Origin of the sequence: Paenarthrobacter sp. FR1 (genome assembly GCF_051106045.1) — a bacterium.
GTDB lineage: Bacteria > Actinomycetota > Actinomycetes > Actinomycetales > Micrococcaceae > Arthrobacter > Arthrobacter nitroguajacolicus_A.
The window spans coordinates 1-18,650 of record NZ_JBPFSF010000017.1 but is presented as its reverse complement, the minus strand read 5'-3'; the positions used below and the strand labels follow the sequence as shown (position 1 = coordinate 18,650).

16 protein-coding genes are annotated in these 18,650 nt (G+C 60.7%); 3 read left to right on the top strand and 13 right to left on the bottom strand.

Annotated features, from left to right (window positions below):
• Positions 1-35: 35 nt before the first annotated feature.
• The 7 genes from ACR30Z_RS22275 to ACR30Z_RS22245 form a co-directional block, all read right to left on the bottom strand.
• Complete coding sequence (locus tag ACR30Z_RS22275; RefSeq protein WP_434374634.1) at positions 36-659, bottom strand: hypothetical protein; 624 nt, start codon at positions 657-659, stop codon at positions 36-38.
• A gap of 754 nt (positions 660-1,413) precedes the next feature.
• Positions 1,414-1,629, bottom strand: a complete 216-nt coding sequence (locus ACR30Z_RS22270; RefSeq protein WP_434374633.1) for a hypothetical protein — start codon at positions 1,627-1,629, stop codon at positions 1,414-1,416.
• Positions 1,630-1,662: 33 nt separating this feature from the next.
• Positions 1,663-2,637 carry a UDP-glucose 4-epimerase GalE gene (gene galE / locus ACR30Z_RS22265; RefSeq protein WP_434374632.1) on the bottom strand — a complete coding sequence of 325 codons (975 nt, stop codon included), beginning with the start codon at positions 2,635-2,637 and terminating at the stop codon, positions 1,663-1,665.
• A 2-nt stretch (positions 2,638-2,639) separates the two neighbouring features.
• Positions 2,640-3,644: an aldose 1-epimerase family protein gene (locus ACR30Z_RS22260; protein ID WP_434374631.1), complete on the bottom strand. Its 1,005-nt coding sequence runs from the start codon at positions 3,642-3,644 to the stop codon at positions 2,640-2,642.
• Positions 3,645-3,681: 37 nt separating this feature from the next.
• The gene (locus ACR30Z_RS22255) at positions 3,682-5,451 is read right to left on the bottom strand and encodes a glycoside hydrolase family 35 protein (protein WP_434374630.1); all 1,770 of its coding nucleotides are present in this window, start codon (positions 5,449-5,451) and stop codon (positions 3,682-3,684) included.
• Positions 5,452-5,526: 75 nt separating this feature from the next.
• A complete protein-coding gene (locus ACR30Z_RS22250) occupies positions 5,527-6,882 on the bottom strand; it encodes an ABC transporter substrate-binding protein (RefSeq protein WP_434374629.1) in 1,356 nt (451 codons plus the stop codon).
• A 67-nt stretch (positions 6,883-6,949) separates the two neighbouring features.
• The gene (locus ACR30Z_RS22245) at positions 6,950-7,756 is read right to left on the bottom strand and encodes a carbohydrate ABC transporter permease (RefSeq protein WP_434374641.1); all 807 of its coding nucleotides are present in this window, start codon (positions 7,754-7,756) and stop codon (positions 6,950-6,952) included.
• Here ACR30Z_RS22245 and ACR30Z_RS22240 point away from each other — a divergent pair.
• Positions 7,746-7,913: a hypothetical protein gene (locus tag ACR30Z_RS22240; RefSeq protein ID WP_434374642.1), complete on the top strand. Its 168-nt coding sequence runs from the start codon at positions 7,746-7,748 to the stop codon at positions 7,911-7,913. The two genes, ACR30Z_RS22245 and ACR30Z_RS22240, sit on opposite strands and share 11 nt — an antisense overlap.
• Here ACR30Z_RS22240 and ACR30Z_RS22235 read toward each other — a convergent pair.
• Entirely contained in the window at positions 7,910-8,827 is a 918-nt protein-coding gene (locus ACR30Z_RS22235) for a carbohydrate ABC transporter permease (RefSeq protein WP_434374628.1), read from the bottom strand. The genes ACR30Z_RS22240 and ACR30Z_RS22235 overlap by 4 nt on opposite strands.
• Positions 8,828-8,891: 64 nt before the next feature.
• On the opposite strand from ACR30Z_RS22235, the gene ACR30Z_RS22230 reads away from it, so the two are divergent.
• Positions 8,892-9,983, top strand: coding sequence for a LacI family DNA-binding transcriptional regulator (locus tag ACR30Z_RS22230; protein ID WP_434374627.1), 1,092 nt, complete (start codon positions 8,892-8,894; stop codon positions 9,981-9,983).
• A 41-nt stretch (positions 9,984-10,024) separates the two neighbouring features.
• Here ACR30Z_RS22230 and ACR30Z_RS22225 read toward each other — a convergent pair whose 3' ends face one another.
• Positions 10,025-12,313, bottom strand: a complete 2,289-nt coding sequence (locus ACR30Z_RS22225; protein WP_434374626.1) for an alkaline phosphatase family protein — start codon at positions 12,311-12,313, stop codon at positions 10,025-10,027.
• Positions 12,314-12,641: 328 nt separating this feature from the next.
• On the opposite strand from ACR30Z_RS22225, the gene ACR30Z_RS22220 reads away from it, so the two are divergent.
• Positions 12,642-13,772 (top strand): LacI family DNA-binding transcriptional regulator, encoded by a 1,131-nt coding sequence (locus ACR30Z_RS22220; RefSeq protein WP_434374640.1) that lies wholly within the window; start codon positions 12,642-12,644, stop codon positions 13,770-13,772.
• Between the two features lie 31 nt (positions 13,773-13,803).
• On the opposite strand, the gene ACR30Z_RS22215 is transcribed toward ACR30Z_RS22220, so the two are convergent.
• The 4 genes from ACR30Z_RS22215 to ACR30Z_RS22200 all read right to left on the bottom strand — a co-directional run bounded on the left by ACR30Z_RS22215 (position 13,804) and on the right by ACR30Z_RS22200 (position 18,455).
• Entirely contained in the window at positions 13,804-14,706 is a 903-nt protein-coding gene (locus ACR30Z_RS22215; protein ID WP_091465792.1) for a carbohydrate ABC transporter permease, read from the bottom strand.
• Positions 14,703-15,713, bottom strand: coding sequence for a carbohydrate ABC transporter permease (locus tag ACR30Z_RS22210; RefSeq protein WP_231341685.1), 1,011 nt, complete (start codon positions 15,711-15,713; stop codon positions 14,703-14,705). Before ACR30Z_RS22210 ends, ACR30Z_RS22215 begins: the two co-directional genes overlap by 4 nt.
• A gap of 116 nt (positions 15,714-15,829) precedes the next feature.
• Positions 15,830-17,146, bottom strand: coding sequence for an ABC transporter substrate-binding protein (locus tag ACR30Z_RS22205; protein WP_434374625.1), 1,317 nt, complete (start codon positions 17,144-17,146; stop codon positions 15,830-15,832).
• 235 nt (positions 17,147-17,381) lie between these two features.
• Positions 17,382-18,455 (bottom strand): COG1470 family protein, encoded by a 1,074-nt coding sequence (locus tag ACR30Z_RS22200; protein ID WP_434374624.1) that lies wholly within the window; start codon positions 18,453-18,455, stop codon positions 17,382-17,384.
• Positions 18,456-18,650 lie beyond the last annotated feature (195 nt).

Here is an 18,650-nt window from a genome sequence, read left to right as displayed (position 1 = left end):
GTCCGGCTCCCCCAGGAGCCGGACCAACAATGCGTCTACTCGAACAGCGACAACGTCAGGTTCGCGGTGTAATCGCCGGCCGCGACGGTAGCTGGCGTGCGGAGGAACAGGCCCGCTGTTGCGGTCCACTGGCCTTCAGGCGCAATCGCAGCAGAGTCCAGGGCCAGTGCAAGCAGTTCCTGGTCCACCAGGCCTACTGCGTCCGGTCCCGAATCCATGACCGTCTCCACAACGTCGCCCTCGGCGACCTGTCCCGATTCGCCACCATCAATCAGCGAAGGGGACCACCCTAGGTGTCCGGCTCCGATCACCGGCTGGCCTGTTGTGCCCGTGAAGTCGGTTGAGGTGCCGATGACGTACCAGCCGGCCCCGGCGGGGATCTGGTCCGGCAGTCGCGTATCAGTCACCGTTACCGTGGGCAGCGAACCCGTGAACTGGCGGACGGTTGGAGACGAGCCGGTTTCCGTCAGTGTGGCCGTGGTTCCGGCCACGCTCATGGCCAGGATTCCAGGCTCGTCGATCTGGGCAATCGCTACATTGACGTCTACGTCCTGGTCGCCGTGGTTTTCTTCAGCCATTGCGGCTCCGGCCACGCCGGCCAGTAAGGCAGTGCCTACGGCAGCTGCCGAAATTCTTACTATCAAGCTGGCTTTGCTCATAGCCGTGCTCCTTGTCTATCGGGATGCGGGGAGATTCATATCCAGGTGTCGGTAATGGGAAGCGCCAAGGGCGGACCCCGTGCTCGTATACGGAATCCAGTTCGGCGAAATTTACCCTTACTCGCCCGAACAGTCGGTTGCCTCGAGGTTGGGTATGCGAGCTGCTCGATGCGCGGCTATGCGCACGCAAACAGCTGGGGCAGGTAGATCGACTTAAGAACATCTTGAAATGTTTACGTAAACTTACACGGCTTTTTAGCTTCCAGCAAGGGTTTAGGCACCCTTCTGTCGGGTAGAAGGGCGCTCCCGTCCAACGAACATGAGGACCACGCCAGCCCCTCCGCAGAGCCCCGCAGCAATGAGGGCTTCCAGCGGGTCGGTACCAGTCGTAGGGAGGCCATTCGGTACGCATTGGCCGCCGCATTGGGCGCGAGGTGAAATTTGAACATTGAGCTTGATGTCGGAGCCGTTGATTTCCGAAGCCCAGCCCGGCGTGAAACCCAGGGCGAAACTAAAAGCCACAAGGACGCATGACAACATGCTCCTGGCCGAATTCGCCGAGCGAAAGCGGAAGGATAAACGTCGACGATTCCTTGCGGAACGGGCTTTGTCGCGGTTTACCGGCCGTGCGGCGAGCCCAATGCCCGATCCACTATTTGACACTACGCAGACCATCCTCTGACAATTCATGTTCGCGTGAACATGGTGCTAGTTTACGTAAAAAGAACAGTAATTGAGCCTCGATGTCAAGACATCAGGCGCACTGCTTCTCATAGGTGTAGCCGTAGGGCACGTCCGGGGAGAGTTCTACGGTGTAGGACGCGTAGTCCAGCCGGGTGACCAGGATGCCTCGACGGCCCTCGTCACGCGCACGCTGTTCCGCTTCCTGGATGGCGGCGTTGAGGTTGATTTCCATGGTGGTTTTGGTGGTGGCTGTGATGGTTGCCAGCAGTTCCGGGGCGTCGATCATGATGTTTCCTTTGGGATAGTGCGTTTTGTTCTGCTAGTGGGTGGATAATTTCTGGTTCCCGGCTGCCGCCCAGGCGCTGGAGATCATGTCGCGGAGCGAATGCCGCGGTTCCCAGGCGATGTCCCGGCGTGCAAGTTCGCCGGAGGCAACGATCCTGGCGGGATCGCCGGGCCGGGCTGCGCAAATTTGGGGTGCGAACTTTATGCCCGTCACAGAGGCCATTTCAGTCATGATCTGGCGAACAGATACTCCGGTGCCGCTGCCAAGGTTGTAGACCGGCTCAAGGTCGACGCCATCTCGGAGTTTCCGGGCGGCCTCCACATGGGCCGCGGCAACGTCAGCAACGTGGACGTAGTCCCGTACGCAGCTACCGTCCGGGGTGGAGTACGCCGTACCAAAAATCTTTGGTGTGGCGCCATCCTTCAGCGCTTGGAAGACCAACGGAAACAAATTGTGCGGACTAACATCGACCACTTCCGGGATGCCGGAGCCAACCACGTTGAAATACCGGAGCGAGGTATGCCGAAGCCCGGTTGCCCGTGATTGGTCTGCGATGAGCCACTCACCGATGAGCTTTGATTCGCCATAGGGAGATTCCGGCCTTGTGGGCGTCGATTCGGTCACCAAATCAACGTCCGTGTTCCCGTAGACGGCCGCACTGGAGGAGAAGACGATCGCCCGCACAGATGCCGCTTCCATGGCTGCCAGAAGGTTTCCTGTACCGGTGACGTTCTGGAAATAGGTGTGGAGCGGCCATTCAACCGAAACCCCCGCGTACTTGAACCCCGCCAGGTGGATCACGCCGGCTACGTCGTGGCGTTCGAATACTTCTTTGAGGAATTCGGTATCCAGCAGAGATCCCTGCTCAAAAGCAGCGCCTTCCTGCACAAAGCCGCGCTTGCCGCTGGATAGATCGTCGATGACCACCACGTCCTGGCCGTCATCCATGAGTGCCTGGGCTACATGGGAGCCGATGTAGCCGGCTCCTCCCGTTACGAGCCATGCCATAGTCAGTTCTCTCCTCTGTGGTTCGTGCCGTGTGCACGGCTGATACGCTGCGAAATTCCCCAGGTTGAAATCCATTCCTCCCCCGGTTCAAGCCAGCGCAGGCCGGCACCGGAGTTGAAGGCGTCGGGAAGCGCCGTCATGGGTTCCACCGCCACGGCGGTCCGGTGGCCTCCCGCTGGATACGTCGTCGTGGTGTAAACCTGCGCATACTGATAGTTGGCATCTCCCCAGACCTCCACGGCGTCTCCGTTGGGCGCCTCCAGGAGGTGCCGGTACATTCCGTCCGGCGCCGGGGTGAGATCCAGGAATGCTGTGTCCAGTTGCAGCCAGCCCACCTTTGGCCCTGCGGACAGATCCATGGGCGTCCCGGACACCAGGGAGATGCCGACGGGATTCAGACGCTCGTCGACCACCACGTAAGAGGCGGCGTTGACGGTCAGTGAGACGTCCTCCGTCGGCGTAGCACCCACGCGCAGGTACGGGTGTGAACCAATGGCCGCAGGGGCGGGCTCGGCTGACTTGTTAGTCAACGCATGAGTGACCTTGAGTCCCTGCGGAGATACCGCATATGTCGTCTCCACATCCAAGGCGAAGGGGTAGCCCTCGCTCGGGTAGATCCGGACCTGAAGAGTCAACTCGCTGGCGGACCGGCGAACCAGCGTATGGGGACGCAATCTGACCAGGCCATGAATGGCGTTGCCGCGCTCGGGCTCGCTGATGGCTAGCTGAAGGTCTTTCCCGTCATGCGACCATCGCCCGTCCCGGACCCTGTTGGGCCAAGGAATCAAGATCTCGCCCTCGCAGTGTTTGGGGAGCCCGAACTCGGGAAACTCCTCGATCACCGGCTCGCCGTCCACAGTGAGGCTGCGGATGGTGCCACCGAGCTCCGTGATGACCGCCGTCACCACGTGGCCATCTGCTCCCGGTTCGGAGGAAATCCGGAACTGCCGGCCCGTCGGAGCTGCATCGTTCGGTGGGCGTGGCGGGCTGACAGGGAAAGCGCTCATGGAAGTTGGGTCCTTTGCTTGGGGGCCAGTGTCATGGTCAGAACTCCGTGTGGCCCAGATCGTGGCTTGCCACGAAGGAAACGGAGCTGTGGGTGGCTGCTTGCAGTTCAAGGATGGTGATGGTGTTGCCGTGCTTTCGCAGGAGGGGGCCGGGAACGTAGAGCGTGGCCTGCGGTCCTCGGGACCAGTACCGTCCTAGGCAGAAGCCGTTGATCCACACCACTCCCTTGGTCCAGCCCTTGGTGGACAGGAAGGTATCGCCACCGCCTGGGAGGTCAAAGGTCCCGTGGGTAACGACCGGTCCGGAAACTGGCGCGTCAGGAAGCGAAGGCTGTTCCTCCAGCGCGGATGAAATCGGGGAGATGTCATCGAGTTCCAGCGGAAGGATGTCCCATTTCCAGAGAGTTTCTCCGTTGATCCGTGCACGTCCGATCAAGCCTTTCGGCTCCCCCAGGCGTGGACCGTAATTCACGCGTCCCTGGTCCTCCACCAGGATCTCCAGGGTGCCAACCGCGTCATGGGGCAGCGCCAAGGACGTTTCGTGGTGGTCGCGGGACAGGATTCCCACCGGCACCCTGTTCAGGAATACCTGCGCACGGTCACGAACCTCGTCGAACTCCAGCACAGCGGGACCGGAAACCTCGATGCCGGTGCGGTAGAGAGTGAAACCGGAGTAGTGCCCAAGTTCGTCGTGGGAACGGATCCCCTCGTGCGAGGTCCACTTCCCGAGCCGGTCCAGGCAATCCCACAGGGGTAGTGATTGCGTCAGGTTTACGGACTGGGCTGAACCGAGCTGGGGCGGTGCCGGAACGTCGTCGTCGTTGAGCTTCGCGTACTTGGCAATGACGTCACGGAACGCCCAGTACTTCGCCGTCGGGTTACCGGCTTCGTCCAAAGGGGCGTCGTAGTCGTAACTGGTGACGATTGGCTGGTAGACGCCTTTGTCATTTGCGCCGTTGGTGAGGCCAAAGTTGGTGCCACCGTGGAACATGTAGATGTTCACGGAAGCGCCGAGCCCCAGCAGCACATCCAGATCCTTGGCAGACTGCGCCACGGTGGTGGTGTGATGGTGCGCGCCCCAGTGGTCGAACCATCCCACCCAGAATTCAGAACACATCAGGGGCCCGGTGGGTTGGTGGCGGCGAAGTATCTCAAGCCGCTCTGCTGAACGGGAACCGAAAGAGCCTGTCTTGTGCAGTTCCGGCAGGCTGCCGTTGGCCAGCATGTCGTCCTGGGGCTGATCCACAGTGGTAAACGGGACGGTCAGACCGATTTCGCGGTTAACCTTCACCAGTTTCTCCAGATAGAACCGGTCGGCGCCGTAAGCTCCATATTCGTTCTCAATCTGGATCAGGATGATAGGACCGCCGGCGTCTATCTGACGCGGAACCAAGATTGGTGCGAGCTGCTCGAGATACTCGGTGAGGGCTGCCATGTACACGGGATCATCGACACGGATGGCCGCAGCGCCGCGGTCAAACAGCCAGGCAGGAAGACCGCCGTTGTCCCACTCCGCACAAATGTACGGTCCAGGGCGAACGATCGCGTGCATCCCTTCAGCTGCGACCAGGTCCAGGAAGCGTCCCAGGTCCAAGCCACCTGAGGTGTAGAAGACCTCCGGGGACGGAGCATGGGCGTTCCACGGAATGTAGGTCTCGATGGTGTTGAGCCCCATTTGCCGGGCCTTCCGGATACGGTCCGCCCACTGATCCGGATGGACGCGGAAGTAGTGCAAAGCGCCGGAGAGAACCCGATGGGGATGACCGTCGAGCATGAAGTCCTGCTCGCCGATGGTGAAGGTTGGCATAGGGAAAATCCAATCTGAAATGGTGGAGCGGGAGTCCAGGGCCGGAGAGTGCGGCCCCGGACCCGCGCCACGGTCTTACTTGGTGGTAACGGTGAAGCCTTGCTGCTGTCCGTACTTGGCGGTGGCGTCTTGCCAAGCCTTCAAGCCGTCGTTCAGGTCACCCTTGGAGCCGTAAGCCTGGCCAACGGTGTCGCTGTAGATGCTGTTGGCGTAGGTCTGGAAGGGAAGGTAGCTCCAACCCGGCACCACGTCCTTCGAAGCCTGCACCAGGACCTTGTTGATCTTCTGGCCGCCGAAGTAAGCGTTCTCGGCGTTCAGGAATGAATCGCTCTCAAGATCAGCCGTGGTGGAGGGGAATCCGCCGTTCGCAGCGTGGATCTTGGACCCTTCGGGACCGTTCGCGAACTGAAGGAAGCCGTAAGCTGCCGCCTTGTTCTTGCTCTGCTTCATGACGGCGTCGCCGCCGCCGCCGTTTTCAGCCGTTGCGGCTGCGCCCTTTTCGTAGGTGGGCATGGGCGCGACACGCCACTGACCGCTGGCACCTGCCGCACCCGATTCCAGGTTGGCGGGCATCCACGCACCGATGATCAGCGTGGCAATGCTGCCGTCCGAGAGGCCTTTGTACCACTCGTCGCTCCAGCTGGTGACAGGGGCAACCAGATCGTCCTTGAGGAGCTGGTTCCAGGTGCCGGTCCACTTCTTGGCGCCTTCATCCTGGAGATCAACGGCTACCTTGGTGCTTCCGTCGAGCGTGTAGGGCTTGCCGCCGGCCTGCCAGATCATGCTGGTGGTGAAGCCCGCATCGCCGGTGTCGTTGGTGATGTAAGCCTTGGGGTCAGCAGCGTGGAGCTTCTTGCCGGCTTCAACGTACTCATCCCAGGTGGTGGGGATGCTGATGCCATGCTTTTCGAAGACATCCGCCCGGTAGAACATCGCCATGGGACCTGAGTCCTGCGGGAGTGCGTAGACGCCACCGTTGAGGTTCACCGAACCCCAGGTGGAGGCCGTGTAGTTGTCCTTGAGCTCCTCGGCACCGAAGTCCTTCAGGTTTACCAGGGAATCGGACAGGGCGAACTGCGGCAGGGCGTTGTATTCGATCTGTGCAACGTCCGGAGCACCGCTTCCGGCCTTAACGGCGTTCTGCAGCTTGGTGTAGTGGGCGTTGCCCGTTCCCACGTTTTCCAGGTTGACGTTGACCTTGGGGTACTTGGCTTCGAAGGCCTCCACGATCGGTTCGAGCTGCGGAGCCCAGCCCCACACCGTGAGGGTGGTCTCCGTGTCCAACGCCTTGGCGATGTCGGCGGCGCTGGCGCCTTCGGCACCGGCGCTTGCGGTTGTTCCGGAGCCACTGCAGGCCGCGAGTCCGCCTACCAGGAGGCTGGCCGCCAGGGCGGCAGTGGCCACCCGCCGTAAGCGATGGTTGTTCTTCATTGAATGAGTGCCTTTCAGATGCGGTTTGGAGATTTACGACGGCGGGAGGTCGCCGTCGTCGGGTCTTCTACTTGACGCTTCCCGCAGACAGTCCTGACTGCCAGAAGCGCTGGAGGAAGAGGAACGCCCCCACGATGGGCACGATGGTGAGGAATGATCCGGTGATGACGAGGTTGTAGATGGCCTCGCCTCCGGCCGTAGTCGCTTGGGCGTTCCAGCTGTTGAGCCCCACAGTGAGCGGGTACCAGGTTGATTGGCTCAACATGATCAAGGGGAGGAAGTAGTTGTTCCAGGTGGCCACCACCGTGAACAAAAGGACCGTGATGAAGCCGGGAGCCAGCATTCGCAAGGAGATGGTGAAGAACGTGCGGAACTCCCCGGCCCCGTCCATGCGCGCTGCTTCCAGAACTTCCGTGGGGACGGACTCGAGGGCATAGATCCACACCAGGTAGAGCCCGAACGGGCTGATCAGGGACGGAATAATGACCGACCACGGGGTGTTGGTAAGCCCCATCTGGCTGAACATGAGGAACGTCGGAACGGCAAGGGCAGTGCCCGGAATAGCTACCGCTCCCAGGACCACCGCGAAGACGCCGCGCTTGCCGGGGAAATCGAACTTGGCCAGTCCATAACCGGCCAGGGTGGCAAGGAATGTTGCCCCGCCGGCACCCACCACGACATAGAGCACGGTGTTGGCAAGCCAGCGCAGGAATTCGCCGTCGTTGTAGGTCAGGGTACCCACGACGTTGTCCCACAGTGCGAAGTCCCCCGAGAACCACAGGCCGAAGGAGCTGAAAAGGGAGGTTTGCGTCTTGGTGGAGTTGACCAGCAACCAGAACAAGGGAAGCAGTGCGTACACTGCCATGACCCCCATCAGGATGGTGAGCAGGACGGACGAGCGCTTCCGGCTGACCCCGTGGCGCCGGGTGTTCAACCTGGGTGCAGGTGACCGCCGGTGCCTCACCGCCGGTGACGGTTTGGGCGCGGTATCGCTGGAATGGGCTGGGCTCAAACGTACGGACATGGGCTAGGCATCCTTTCGCGAGCCGGAGAGCTGGACGACGTAGGCAACAAACACCGTCAGGACGCCCATGATGATGGAGATCGCAGCGGCGTAGTTGAACTGCTGGCCTGCAAACGAGAGGTTGAACGCGTACATGTTCGGCGTGAAGTAGGAACTGATGGAGTTTGGTGCCAACGCCTTGAGGATGTTCGGCTCGTTGAACAACTGGAAGCTGCCGATGACCGAAAAGATGCTCGCAATGCCGATGGCCCCGCGGATGGAGGGAAGCTTGATGCTCCGGATCACCCGGAACGTGCCTGCTCCGTCCAGGTTTGCTGCCTCATAAAGTTCCGCAGGGATGACCTTCAGCGCCGAATAGAAGATCAACATGTTGTACCCGGTGAACTCCCAGGTGTTGATATTCCCGATCGAGGCGAGGATCCAGCTGGAGGAAAGGGGCTCTGCAAGGTTCAGCCCGAAGAAGTCGTTGATGCTGCCGAACAGGCCAAACCGTGGGCCATAGATGAATCCCCACATCAGTGTCGCGACTACCGCCGGAACTGCGTACGGAAGGAACACCGAAATACGGAAGAACGACGACGCGCGCAGACGCCCGCTGTCCAGTGCCAAGGCCGCGAAAAGGGCGAGGAACAACATGATGGGGACCTGGACCACCAGGAAGACGGCCACCCTGATCACGGAGTCCCAGAACTGGGGATCGCCAAGAGCCTGAAGATAGTTGGCTCCCCCAACGAACTTGTCGCCGCCCACCATCTGGTTCTGGAAGAGGCTCAGGTAGAACGCGTAGAGGACTGGAGCCACGAATACCAGCAGGAAGACAGCCATGAACGGGCCCACAAATGCCCACCCCATCCATCGACCTGCGCGCTTGCGGGATTGGACCAAGGGTGGAGCGTCGGCCACGGGCGACGTCGTTGTCATGATGAATTCTTCTTTTCTCGCTATGTTTACGCAAACATTCTTGAAAGAAGATTAGCATGTTTAGGTGAACATACAAGAGGATGCCGCAGACAGCGTTAGCCCGGCCAGCACGTCGCACTACAGCGATTCGCCCTCGGTCAGGAGTGCCCGGGCTGCCCGCGGCCCCTCAATCGGCGATGTTGCACGAGCAGCTGGGGTTTCCGCCCAGACCGTCTCCCGCGTATCCAACGGCCTGACGAATGTTGAAGAAAAGACCAAGCAGCGGGTGCTGGACGCCATGAAACAACTGGGCTATCGGCCCAACAGGGCTGCACGCGCACTCAAGAGCGGTCAGTTCAAATCCATTGGCGTCATCATGTTCAATCTCTCGACCTACGGCAACAGACGCACCCTGGATGCCATCGCCACCGCGGCCTCACAGGCCGGATACTCGGTGAACCTCATCCCCCTCCACGATCCCACTACAGGTACCGTGACAGGCGCCTACAACCGGCTGAAGGAACAGGATGTGGACGGGGTGGTCATCATCTTTGAGGCGCATCTGTTTGATCGTGCGGACATTACGTTGCCCGAGGACCTCCCCGCTGTGGTCATCGACTCAAGCCCCGGTTACGGCTATCCCATGGTGGACACAGACCAAGCCGAAGGTGCACGCTTTGCTACCAAGCACCTCCTCGATCTAGGCCACCAGCAGGTTTGGCACATAGGGGGCCCGGTGTCCTCCTTTTCAGCCAGGCACCGGGAAGAGTCCTGGAGACGGACGCTGGACGCGGCAGGCATCGAAGCGCCCACCGTCCTTCATGGAGATTGGTCCACCGAATCCGGATATCAGGTCGGGATGGAGCTTGGCCGCAATCGGGAAGTCACCGCAATCTTCGCCGCGAACGATCAGATGGCGCTCGGGGCAATGCGGGCCCTTCATGAACTTGGACGCCTCATCCCGGAGGATGTCAGCGTTGTGGGATTTGATGACCTCGAGGAATCCACCTCCTTCTGGCCTCCGCTGACCACCATCCGGCAAGACTTCCTCGCAGTTGGCCGGCTGAGCATTGAAAAGCTGCTTCAGCAGATCGCCGGAAACACCCCGGCCAGCGTCGTCACCACGGTGCCGACCCGCCTCATGGTGCGCAAAAGCACGGCCGCGCCGGCCCATTAGGGCAACGCGACCGTGCTGGCCTGCTGAGGCAGCCGGGCTGCTTATGGGCAGCTGGTGCCGGTGTACGGAACTGTCGAGGTGAAGCCTGCAGACTCACTCGTTGCGCCCGATGTGACACTGACGGAGCCAGCCGGGAGCACTGCAGTGCGGCTGTTGAAGGCGATCGAAGAACTCTTTCCTGGGGCTACTCCGGGAAAGGACTTGGTCCCATAGGCAGTGTCAACGGCGATGGTCAGAGCTTCGGTCGTGGTGTTCTGCACGGAGACCGTGAGGTAGGCCTTATTTCCGATGCAGCGCATGGTGGTGGTGGCCGAGTGTGTGGGCGGGGTACTGGTTTCTCCAGGGTTCGCGTCACTGACGATGAGCCAGCTCAACTGCACGTCAGAGGTGCGCGTCTTGCTGAGCGTGAAGGTGAGTTGGCCGTTCTCGCCGACGGTGACGTTGCCGTAGGCTACGGTCTGGTTCTCCGATGAGTAGTCGTGGTCGGCTTCGCGGATCTCGTTGTTAATGGTTACCTTGGCGCCACGGTTGTCCCAGGACCAGGGATCGGCATAGCCTGCGTGAACCGTGTATTTGCCGGGCTGAAGGTTTCCGAAGCGGTAGGTCAGGTCGCGGCCGGACACGGCGTACCGCAGGGTTGAGAACATGTTTCCGCTGGTTGTGCCGCTGCTCCCGCTGCCGGTGCTTTCGTATCCCCAGGGGGCTCCGCTGGCCGGGTCTGCGCCGAAGGGTTGATCGGCCGCGCTGTTGAGCAGACCACCGTCCTGGGCAGCCGCCCCGGTCAGCGAGAGCCAGTCAGATGTCTGCTGTCCGCCGGCGTTGACCACGTAGCGGATGTCGGAGGCCTTGATCGCGTCCTGGATGCCCACCGCATCCACGGCCCAGAACAAACTGTTCTGCCCCGTGTAGCGGAACCTGAATTGCGCCGTGGTGGCTCCTGCGGGCACGGTGAAGGGCAGTTTCTCGACGGCATTCGTAGCCGCGGAGTAGCTCTTGAGCGTCTGGGTGGCCCCGGTGTCGAAGGTTACTGTGACCGTGGCTGACTGCGGACCATTGATGGCGTAGTTGGTGGCGTAGCTAAGGCTCGCTCGTCGCAGGCCTGCAACGGGAAAGGCGGGGCTGACCAGCGTCGAGTCGAACTGACCGGATGCGTGCTGTTTGTCGTCCCATTCGTCCGAGTCAGCTACCGCGATCACGTCGCGGCCACGTACCGTGGTTTCACGGCGCTGGTCGAGTTGGGCTGCTGTCCAGAAGTCATCCGTGGCAAAGGTCCAGCCGCGCCACTCTGCAGTCCCACCTGTGGGCATTGCCGAGTTGTCGATTGACCAGCCGTCAGGCGTCGTCTTTGTCCAGCCAAGAGTGCCCGCTGGGATCGCGGTCTCATCAACGCGGGGCTGAAGCACTGGGCGCAGGGAGTCGAAGGCGTCCTGGGTGAGGTTGCCAATGGATGTTCCGTCGAGATTCCATTCAGACTTCACAGGCACGCCCGCGGCGGCCATGATGGTGGGGGCAACGTCCACAAGCTTGGCGTCGTAGCGGGTGACGTTTGCGGCGATTCCCTTTCCGACCATCGTGGTGAATACACGCCGCTCCACCGCGGAACTTCCGCCGTGGCCTCCCGTGGGGGTGTGACCGTGGTCGGTGGTGACAACTACCGTCCATTCCTCGTTCGCCGGGCGCGCTGCCACCGCGTCCATGACCTGACCAATCCTCGCGTCCGCGCTGGCAAGAGCCGCACCATAGCCAGCCCCATTGGTACCCACACTGTGCCCCGCTGTGTCGACATCCTCCAGGTAGAAGAAGAGATCGTCCACTGAGCCGGTGGAGATTGCGTCGACTGCGGCTGTCGTTGTCTCCGCATCAGTGGAGAACTTCGTCCGCACGTCCACGCCCGGACCGAAGATGTTGGTTGTAATGGGCCCCCACATCCCCATCGCCGCAGTATTGCGTGACGGCGAGGCCGCGTTGATGCGCGTCAGGTAGTCAGGGTAAGCGCCGAATTGTGGCGAGCCAAACCCGTTGTCCACGACGTTGTGCTTGTCTGGCCAGACGCCCGTAGCGATGGACGCCCAACCCGGCCCCGACGACGTCGCGGCCATTGGCCAGGTATACAGATTGCTGACCGATGTTGTGCCCTGTGCACGCAGCGCATCCAGCCGGGGCATCTCTGCCAGGCCCAGAAAATCGAAGGCTGCTCCGTCAACCCCGATGATCAGGGTCTTGGCTATGGGTGCCTCGGCGGCAATCACGGGGGCGCTGGATAAGACTGTGCCGGTCAGCGCCACGGCCGTAGCCGCGACTCCCGCCCACAGACGTAGATGGTGTGCCATGAAGTGGTTCTCACGATCTCTAGGGTGCTGATGGTGCAGCGATTAGCTGTCAGGCACTGCCCCACCAACGCCCGTCAATCGTCTGCACTGACGAGTGATTACGTAAACATTGAAGGGTGGTGGCCCTTGAAAGTCAATAGACCAATTACGATCACCCGTGCAGTCGACGACAAGCATCGGTGCTGCGCGCGGGGTCACGCGTCCGAAGCCAGGACCTATGGTGAGGCTGGAATTCCTGGAAGTGGCGCCACCGGGAGACCTTTTTGATGACATTAGGTCATGTTCCCCGACATTAGCTGGGGGAAAACAGTACCTTGTTTAGGTGAACATGGATCAAAAGAACGCAGCCAACAAGTCTCCGGGGCTCCCGGCCGAGGAGTGCGGGAAACCTGGGGCCAAGAAGCGTGCAACGCGGGGTCCCTCTATTGGGGACGTGGCCAAGGTCGCGGGTGTCTCGGCGCAAACTGTTTCCCGGGTTTCCAACGGGCTCAGCAACGTCGAAGAGACCACCAAGAACCGGGTCCTGGACGCGATGAAGCAGCTCGGCTACAGGCCCAACCGTGCGGCGCGTGCGCTGAAGAGCGGCCAGTTCAAATCCATCGGCGTCATCATGTTCACCCTCTCCAGCTTCGGCAACATGCGCACCCTGGATGCCATCGCCACGGCTGCCTCACGGGCTGGCTATTCAGTGACCCTGATCCCTGTGCAAGATCCCACCACCGGAACCGTCTCCGGGGCCTACGAAAGACTGCGGGAACAGCAAGTGGACGGAGTGGTCGTCATCTTCGAAGCCCACTTGCTGGATGACGCTGACATAGTGCTCCCCAAGGACCTCCCGGCCGTGGTCATCGATTCCAACGCCGGCTTCGGTTATCCAATGGTCGATACCGACCAAGCCCAGGGTGCACGGTTCGCCACGCAGCACCTGCTCGACCTTGGCCACCAACAGGTGTGGCATATCGGTGGACCCACCACCTCCTTCTCGGCGACGCACCGGGAAGAATCCTGGAAGCGGACTTTGGAAGAAGCCGGTATTGAGGCCCCTCCGGTCCCCCATGGCGACTGGTCCACGGAATCCGGCTACCAAATCGGACTGGAGCTCGCGGGCAACCCGGATGTCACCGCCATCTTTGCGGCCAATGACCAAATGGCGCTGGGGGCCATGCGTGCTTTGCATGAACAGGGCCGGAACATTCCGGAAGATGTCAGCATTGTGGGATTCGACGACCTGGACGAGTCCACGTCCTTCTGGCCGCCTTTGACGACCATCCACCAGGACTTCTACGCGGTGGGCCGCCTCAGCATCGAAAACCTGCTTCAGCAAATTGCGGGCACGGGATCGGTGAATGACTTCACCACTGTGCCAACCAGTATGGTGGTGCGCAAAAGCACTGCCGCTCCTGCAGTCAGTGCGCGTCCGGCGGCCCGGAAAAAGCGCGTAGCTGCGGATAAGGGGTAACCCTCCCCCGCAGCTACGCCGTTCAGTACTGCTACCCCTTGCTTGCGCCCAGGGTAAGCCCTGCCACGAACTGTCGCTGCAGGACCAGGTAGATGATCATGGTGGGAATCAGGGTGATCATGGCGCCGGCCGCGATCAGGTTGTAGTTGCTCAGGAACTGCCCCTGAAGGTTGTTGATGGCGGTGGTGATCGGGAGCCTGTCCCCGCTCTGGATGAACAGCAACGGCCAGAAGAAGTCGTTGTAGATGAAGATGACTTGCAGTGTGCCCAAGGCTGCGAGTGCCGGACGGCAGAGGGGCATGATGATGTTCCAGTACTGCCGCCAGATACCAGCGCCGTCCACCAACGCAGCTTCCGTCAGGTCTTGCGGCAGGGCCTTCATGTAATTGGAGAGCACAAAGGTGCAGAAGCCGATCTGGAATGCAGTGTCCACAATGATGACGGCTATATAGGTATTGAGCAGGTTGCCGGAGTCACTGATTGAGTACGGCAAGGAAACGTGCTTGAACATCTCAAACAGCGGTGCCGCAAGGACCTGGGGTGGCAGGAGGTTACCCGCGGTGAACATAATCAGCAGCGTGATGTTGAACTTCCAGCTCACTCGCGATACTGCGAAAGCCATCATGGACGCGAAGAGGAGCGTCAGCAGGACGGTGGGAACCGTGATCAGGACCGAGTTCAGGAAGTACTTAGAGAATCCTCCCTGGTTCCAAGCCTGGACGAAGTTTTCGAAGCCGAAGCTGCCCCCGAAGCTGAAGTAGCCGTATTTGTCGGTGTCCTCTTTGGGACGGAGCGCCGTATAGAGCGACCAGACCAGCGGTACCAACCAGATGGCGGCCATGACAATGAGGAAGATGTGAGTGCCATAGTGGCGTTTGCCGGTCTTGCCGGTCCTGCCGGTCTGGACAGGAAGGGTACGGGCGATGGTGCTCATGCCTCTTTCTCCTTGCCGAAGGTGCGGATGAGGTAGAAGACAATCGGCACCAGGGAAATCACCAGCAATACCACGGCCAATGCTGAACCGACGCCGATCACCTGTCCTTCACCGATCAGGTTTTGGATCACCAAGGCGCTGAGCAGTTCAAGCCCGTTGGTGCCGCGGTTGATGACATAGACAATGTCAAAGGCGCGGAGGGACTCAATGATGGTGATGACCACGATCACGATGTTGACCGGGCGCATAGCGGGGAAGACAACGCGGAAGAAGGTCTGGACAGCATTGGCGCCGTCAATCGACGCTGCTTCCCTGAGGGCAGGGTCCACACCCTTCAGGCCAGCCAAGTAAAGGATCATGACGTAGCCTGCGTGGCGCCACGTAGCTGCGATCATGGCGGCCCAGATGTTGACGTTCGAGTCGCCGAACCAGTCCACGGCCTGGGGCGTGCCGGCCGTACCGAGCAGGAAGTTCAGCAGACCGCTGTCGCGGTTGTAGAAGAGCTGCCAGATGATACCGATCAATGCCAGGGAGAGCATGACGGGCGTGAAGAAGATGCTCTGGTAGATCTTGCTTCCCCGGATCTTCTGGTCCAGGAGCACAGCGAGCAGAAGGCCCAGCGGCGTTGCGATCAGGGCCAGGAAAGCCAGCCACAGCACGTTGTGCTGCATGGCCGGCCAGAACGGGGGGTAGTTCTGGCTGATGAACTCATAGTTTTCCGTCCCGGCAGACTTGATGTCGGCCAAGTCCAGCCCGTTCCATCGGGTGAAGCTCAGTCCAATAGAGGCCAGGGTGGGCAACCAAACGAACAGCAGCTGAATGAGCGTTGGAAGGCCCACCATGATGCCAAGGACGATTTTGTCCCTGCGACTCAGGCGGCGGACCTTCCTGGACTTCTTGCGCGTTCTTCCGGCTGTTGCCGGCGAGGCGTGTGCTGCCCCGCGTTGGGCGCCGCCTGCAGGGGGCCCACTGTTCGGGGAGGCCGGTTTTTCGGCTGTGGTACTCATGGGAATTCCTTTGGTATTCGTCGCACAGGGGCCGGCCGCGGTGTGACCCGCGGCCGACCCTTGCTCGGGAAGCCTGGCCGGTTGACCAGCAACCGTATGGCCAGGGCAGTCCTGCGCTATTGGGCCGCGTAGAGCGACTTTGCCTGCGCTTCCAGGTTCTTCACGTCGACGCTTCCATCCTTAATGAAGGACTGAAGTGCCGGAATCATGACGTTGTTGGCCATGGCAGGCAAAGCGTCGCGATCCAGGAACTGGCTGATGTACTTGGCGTTGGCAATGGTGTCCGCACACTTCTTGTTCAGAGCAGAGTACTTGGACGTGTCAGCGCCCTTGGCCGTCGCGATGTTGGAAGTATCTACGGCCGCGTAAGCATCCTGGCCCTCCGGGGTTCCCATGAAGGCAAGGTAGTCGCGGGCGGCCTGGTTCTCGCCACCCTTCTTCGACAGCAGCAGGCCATCGATCGGCGCTTCAACAGCGTCAGTTCCCTCCATGGCGATTTCCGGGAACGGGAAGAAGTCGATGTCCGCCAGTACTGCGGGATCCGTGAACTGCTGCGTCACGAATGAGCCCAGGAGATACATGCCGGTCTTTTTGGCCTCGAGGGCTTTGGCTGCGTCCTGCCAGGTCTGCCCCAGTGCTGCGGGGTCCTGGAACGGCAGGAGTGCTTTCCAGGTATCGAAGACGTCGCTGACCTTCTTCTGGTCCCAGCTCTCCTTGTGCGCGGTCAGGTCGATGTGGAACTGGTACCCGTTGAGGCGCATGTTGATATAGTCGAAAGTGCCCATGGCGGGCCAGCCGTCCTTGTCGGCAAAGCCGATCGGAATGATGCCATCGGCCTTCATCTTGGCAGCGAGCGTGGTCAGCTCATCGAAGGTAGCGGGAACTGAGTAGCCCTTTTCCGCCCAGAAGCTCTTCCGGTAGAAGAAGCCCCACGGGTAGTTGTAGTTGGGGACCAAGTACATCTTGCCGTCGGGGCCGGTGGACGCCTTCTTGATGGCGTCGGAGAAGTTGCCGCCGATCTTTTCCCACACATCGTCGACGGGAGCCAGAAGGCCCTTCTCTGCGTAGTACTGCATGCGGTAACCGGCAAACCAGGTGAAGGACTCATCCGGGCTGCCCTGCAGGTAGGAGTTGATCTTGTTCTGGAAGTCGTTGTGGGGAACCACGTTGGTCACCACGTCGAAGCCCGATTTTTTGGTGAAGGCGTCCGTTACTGCCTTGTAGGCAGCACGGGGAACTTCGTCCGATGAACCCGAGCCGAAGGTGAGGCTTTTTGATGAAGCACCAGGGGCAGGACCGGAACCACCCGTGCATGCAGACAGCAAGGGAATGCCGGAGGCGGCTACGGCGCCGACTCCAAGTGTTTTGAGGAAGGTTCGCCGTCCTGGACCGGCGCCTTCCGCCGCCTGGAACGGGCCAAGATTTACAGCCATGATTACTCCTTTGGATCGTGGTTCTTCGTGAGACTGTCCAACATCCGCATGCGCACCGTGAGATAGCTCAAGTGTGGGCCTGTGGAGGCAGAAAGTCGCCGGATCTAATCAACATTCTTGTGAATGTTCACGTAAACATTGAGTTGCAAGAAGTTTACGTAAACAGCGGTGGTTTGACAAGGGTATTTTTGCTGCATTCCGGCACTTTTACGAGAGGGCGGCAAGCACCCCGGTATCAGGGGGTTCCCGCTTCCCGACGTCCGGCCTCGCGGGCCTCTTCGAGCAGCCGTGCCACTTCCTTCTTCCGCCGCCGGCGCCCCCAGAAAAGGCCCCCAAACAGAAGCAACAAAGCAACAAAGATGGCAAGCTGCGGCCAGGGAATCGCCCATAGCGTCACGCTTTCCTGCACTGGATCCAGCGATTGGGTGGCCCCGTCAGGGGCAATCACCCCTTGCGAGACCGTCACCGGCAAGGTCATGATGCCCAGCGGCCACACACCAGGTACGTGGATGCTGACGGTTCGACGGTCCCCGGGCAGCAATTCGAGGGTTCTGGCTTCTTCGGTCCCGGCAGCTGGCCACCGGGCGTCATTGATCATGGTGTAGGGGTCCACCGAAAGTCGGACGTTGCCCGTATTCTCCAGGTCAACGGTAAGGTCAGCGGATCCTGGTTCCAGGGGATTCCACGACGTATCGTAGCTCGCGGTTGCCTTCATGCTGAGCGCAGGTTTGACCTCTCCCTTCACCCGGGTCATGACACGGAACCCAACGCGGCTTTCCACGCCCAGTTGCGTCCCGTCCGAGCCGCCCTGTGAATAGATCGAGGCAGCTATGCCCGCTGCATGGTCGCCTGGTGTCGCGTTGTCCGGGACCGTCACCTTGAACGGCACGACGGCGGTACCTCCCGCCGCTACGGTGACCGTCTTGTCCATAGAGATCCAGGTACCTGCAGCTACCGACTGTTTGTCACCAGGAAGCATATTGAAACGCCCTGTAGGAGTGAAGTACCCGTCGGCCGCAGTGAGGGAGAAAGTGACTTCCCTGTCGCTGAGGTTTCTGACCGCCAAATGTTCATCCACGCTCACCCCGGAATCGACCTCAAGTTCCACCCACGAGCGGCCATCAGGGCCGGAGGCGTCGGCGGGAGTCACGGACCAGGTGACCGGGCTTTCCGTGGGATCACCGGTAGTAGCAAATCCAGCCGACGCAGAAGCGACGCTTGCGAGCAGTACTGCCACAACGAGGTACATGACAACGAATAGCCGCTGCAGGGCACCAGAGCCCGCCTGCCCTGAGAATGGGAGCCTCATGGGATGAAGATACCTTCAGCGCAATTATTCGAACAGGGATAGGGTGAGTTTGGCGGTGTAGTTGCCGGCTGCCACGGTGGCAGGGGTCTTCATGACGAGGTCTGCGTTGGCTGTCCACTGTCCTTCGGAGGCAATCGCTCCTGAGTCCACTGCAAGGGCGAGCAGTTCCTGGTCCACCAGGCCTACGGCGTTGGG

Coding starts and splice junctions, on each gene's coding strand:
- ACR30Z_RS22205 (WP_434374625.1), bottom strand. CDS start 17,146: ATGGCTGTAAATCTTGGCCCGTTCCAGGCGGCGGAAGGCGCCGGTCCA.
- ACR30Z_RS22255 (WP_434374630.1), bottom strand. CDS start 5,451: ATGCCAACCTTCACCATCGGCGAGCAGGACTTCATGCTCGACGGTCAT.
- ACR30Z_RS22210 (WP_231341685.1), bottom strand. CDS start 15,713: ATGAGTACCACAGCCGAAAAACCGGCCTCCCCGAACAGTGGGCCCCCT.
- ACR30Z_RS22220 (WP_434374640.1), top strand. CDS start 12,642: ATGGATCAAAAGAACGCAGCCAACAAGTCTCCGGGGCTCCCGGCCGAG.
- ACR30Z_RS22245 (WP_434374641.1), bottom strand. CDS start 7,756: ATGGGGGTCATGGCAGTGTACGCACTGCTTCCCTTGTTCTGGTTGCTG.
- ACR30Z_RS22260 (WP_434374631.1), bottom strand. CDS start 3,644: ATGAGCGCTTTCCCTGTCAGCCCGCCACGCCCACCGAACGATGCAGCT.
- ACR30Z_RS22200 (WP_434374624.1), bottom strand. CDS start 18,455: ATGAGGCTCCCATTCTCAGGGCAGGCGGGCTCTGGTGCCCTGCAGCGG.
- ACR30Z_RS22275 (WP_434374634.1), bottom strand. CDS start 659: ATGAGCAAAGCCAGCTTGATAGTAAGAATTTCGGCAGCTGCCGTAGGC.
- ACR30Z_RS22235 (WP_434374628.1), bottom strand. CDS start 8,827: ATGACAACGACGTCGCCCGTGGCCGACGCTCCACCCTTGGTCCAATCC.
- ACR30Z_RS22225 (WP_434374626.1), bottom strand. CDS start 12,313: ATGGCACACCATCTACGTCTGTGGGCGGGAGTCGCGGCTACGGCCGTG.
- galE (WP_434374632.1), bottom strand. CDS start 2,637: ATGGCATGGCTCGTAACGGGAGGAGCCGGCTACATCGGCTCCCATGTA.
- ACR30Z_RS22250 (WP_434374629.1), bottom strand. CDS start 6,882: ATGAAGAACAACCATCGCTTACGGCGGGTGGCCACTGCCGCCCTGGCG.
- ACR30Z_RS22240 (WP_434374642.1), top strand. CDS start 7,746: ATGACCCCCATCAGGATGGTGAGCAGGACGGACGAGCGCTTCCGGCTG.
- ACR30Z_RS22270 (WP_434374633.1), bottom strand. CDS start 1,629: ATGATCGACGCCCCGGAACTGCTGGCAACCATCACAGCCACCACCAAA.
- ACR30Z_RS22215 (WP_091465792.1), bottom strand. CDS start 14,706: ATGAGCACCATCGCCCGTACCCTTCCTGTCCAGACCGGCAGGACCGGC.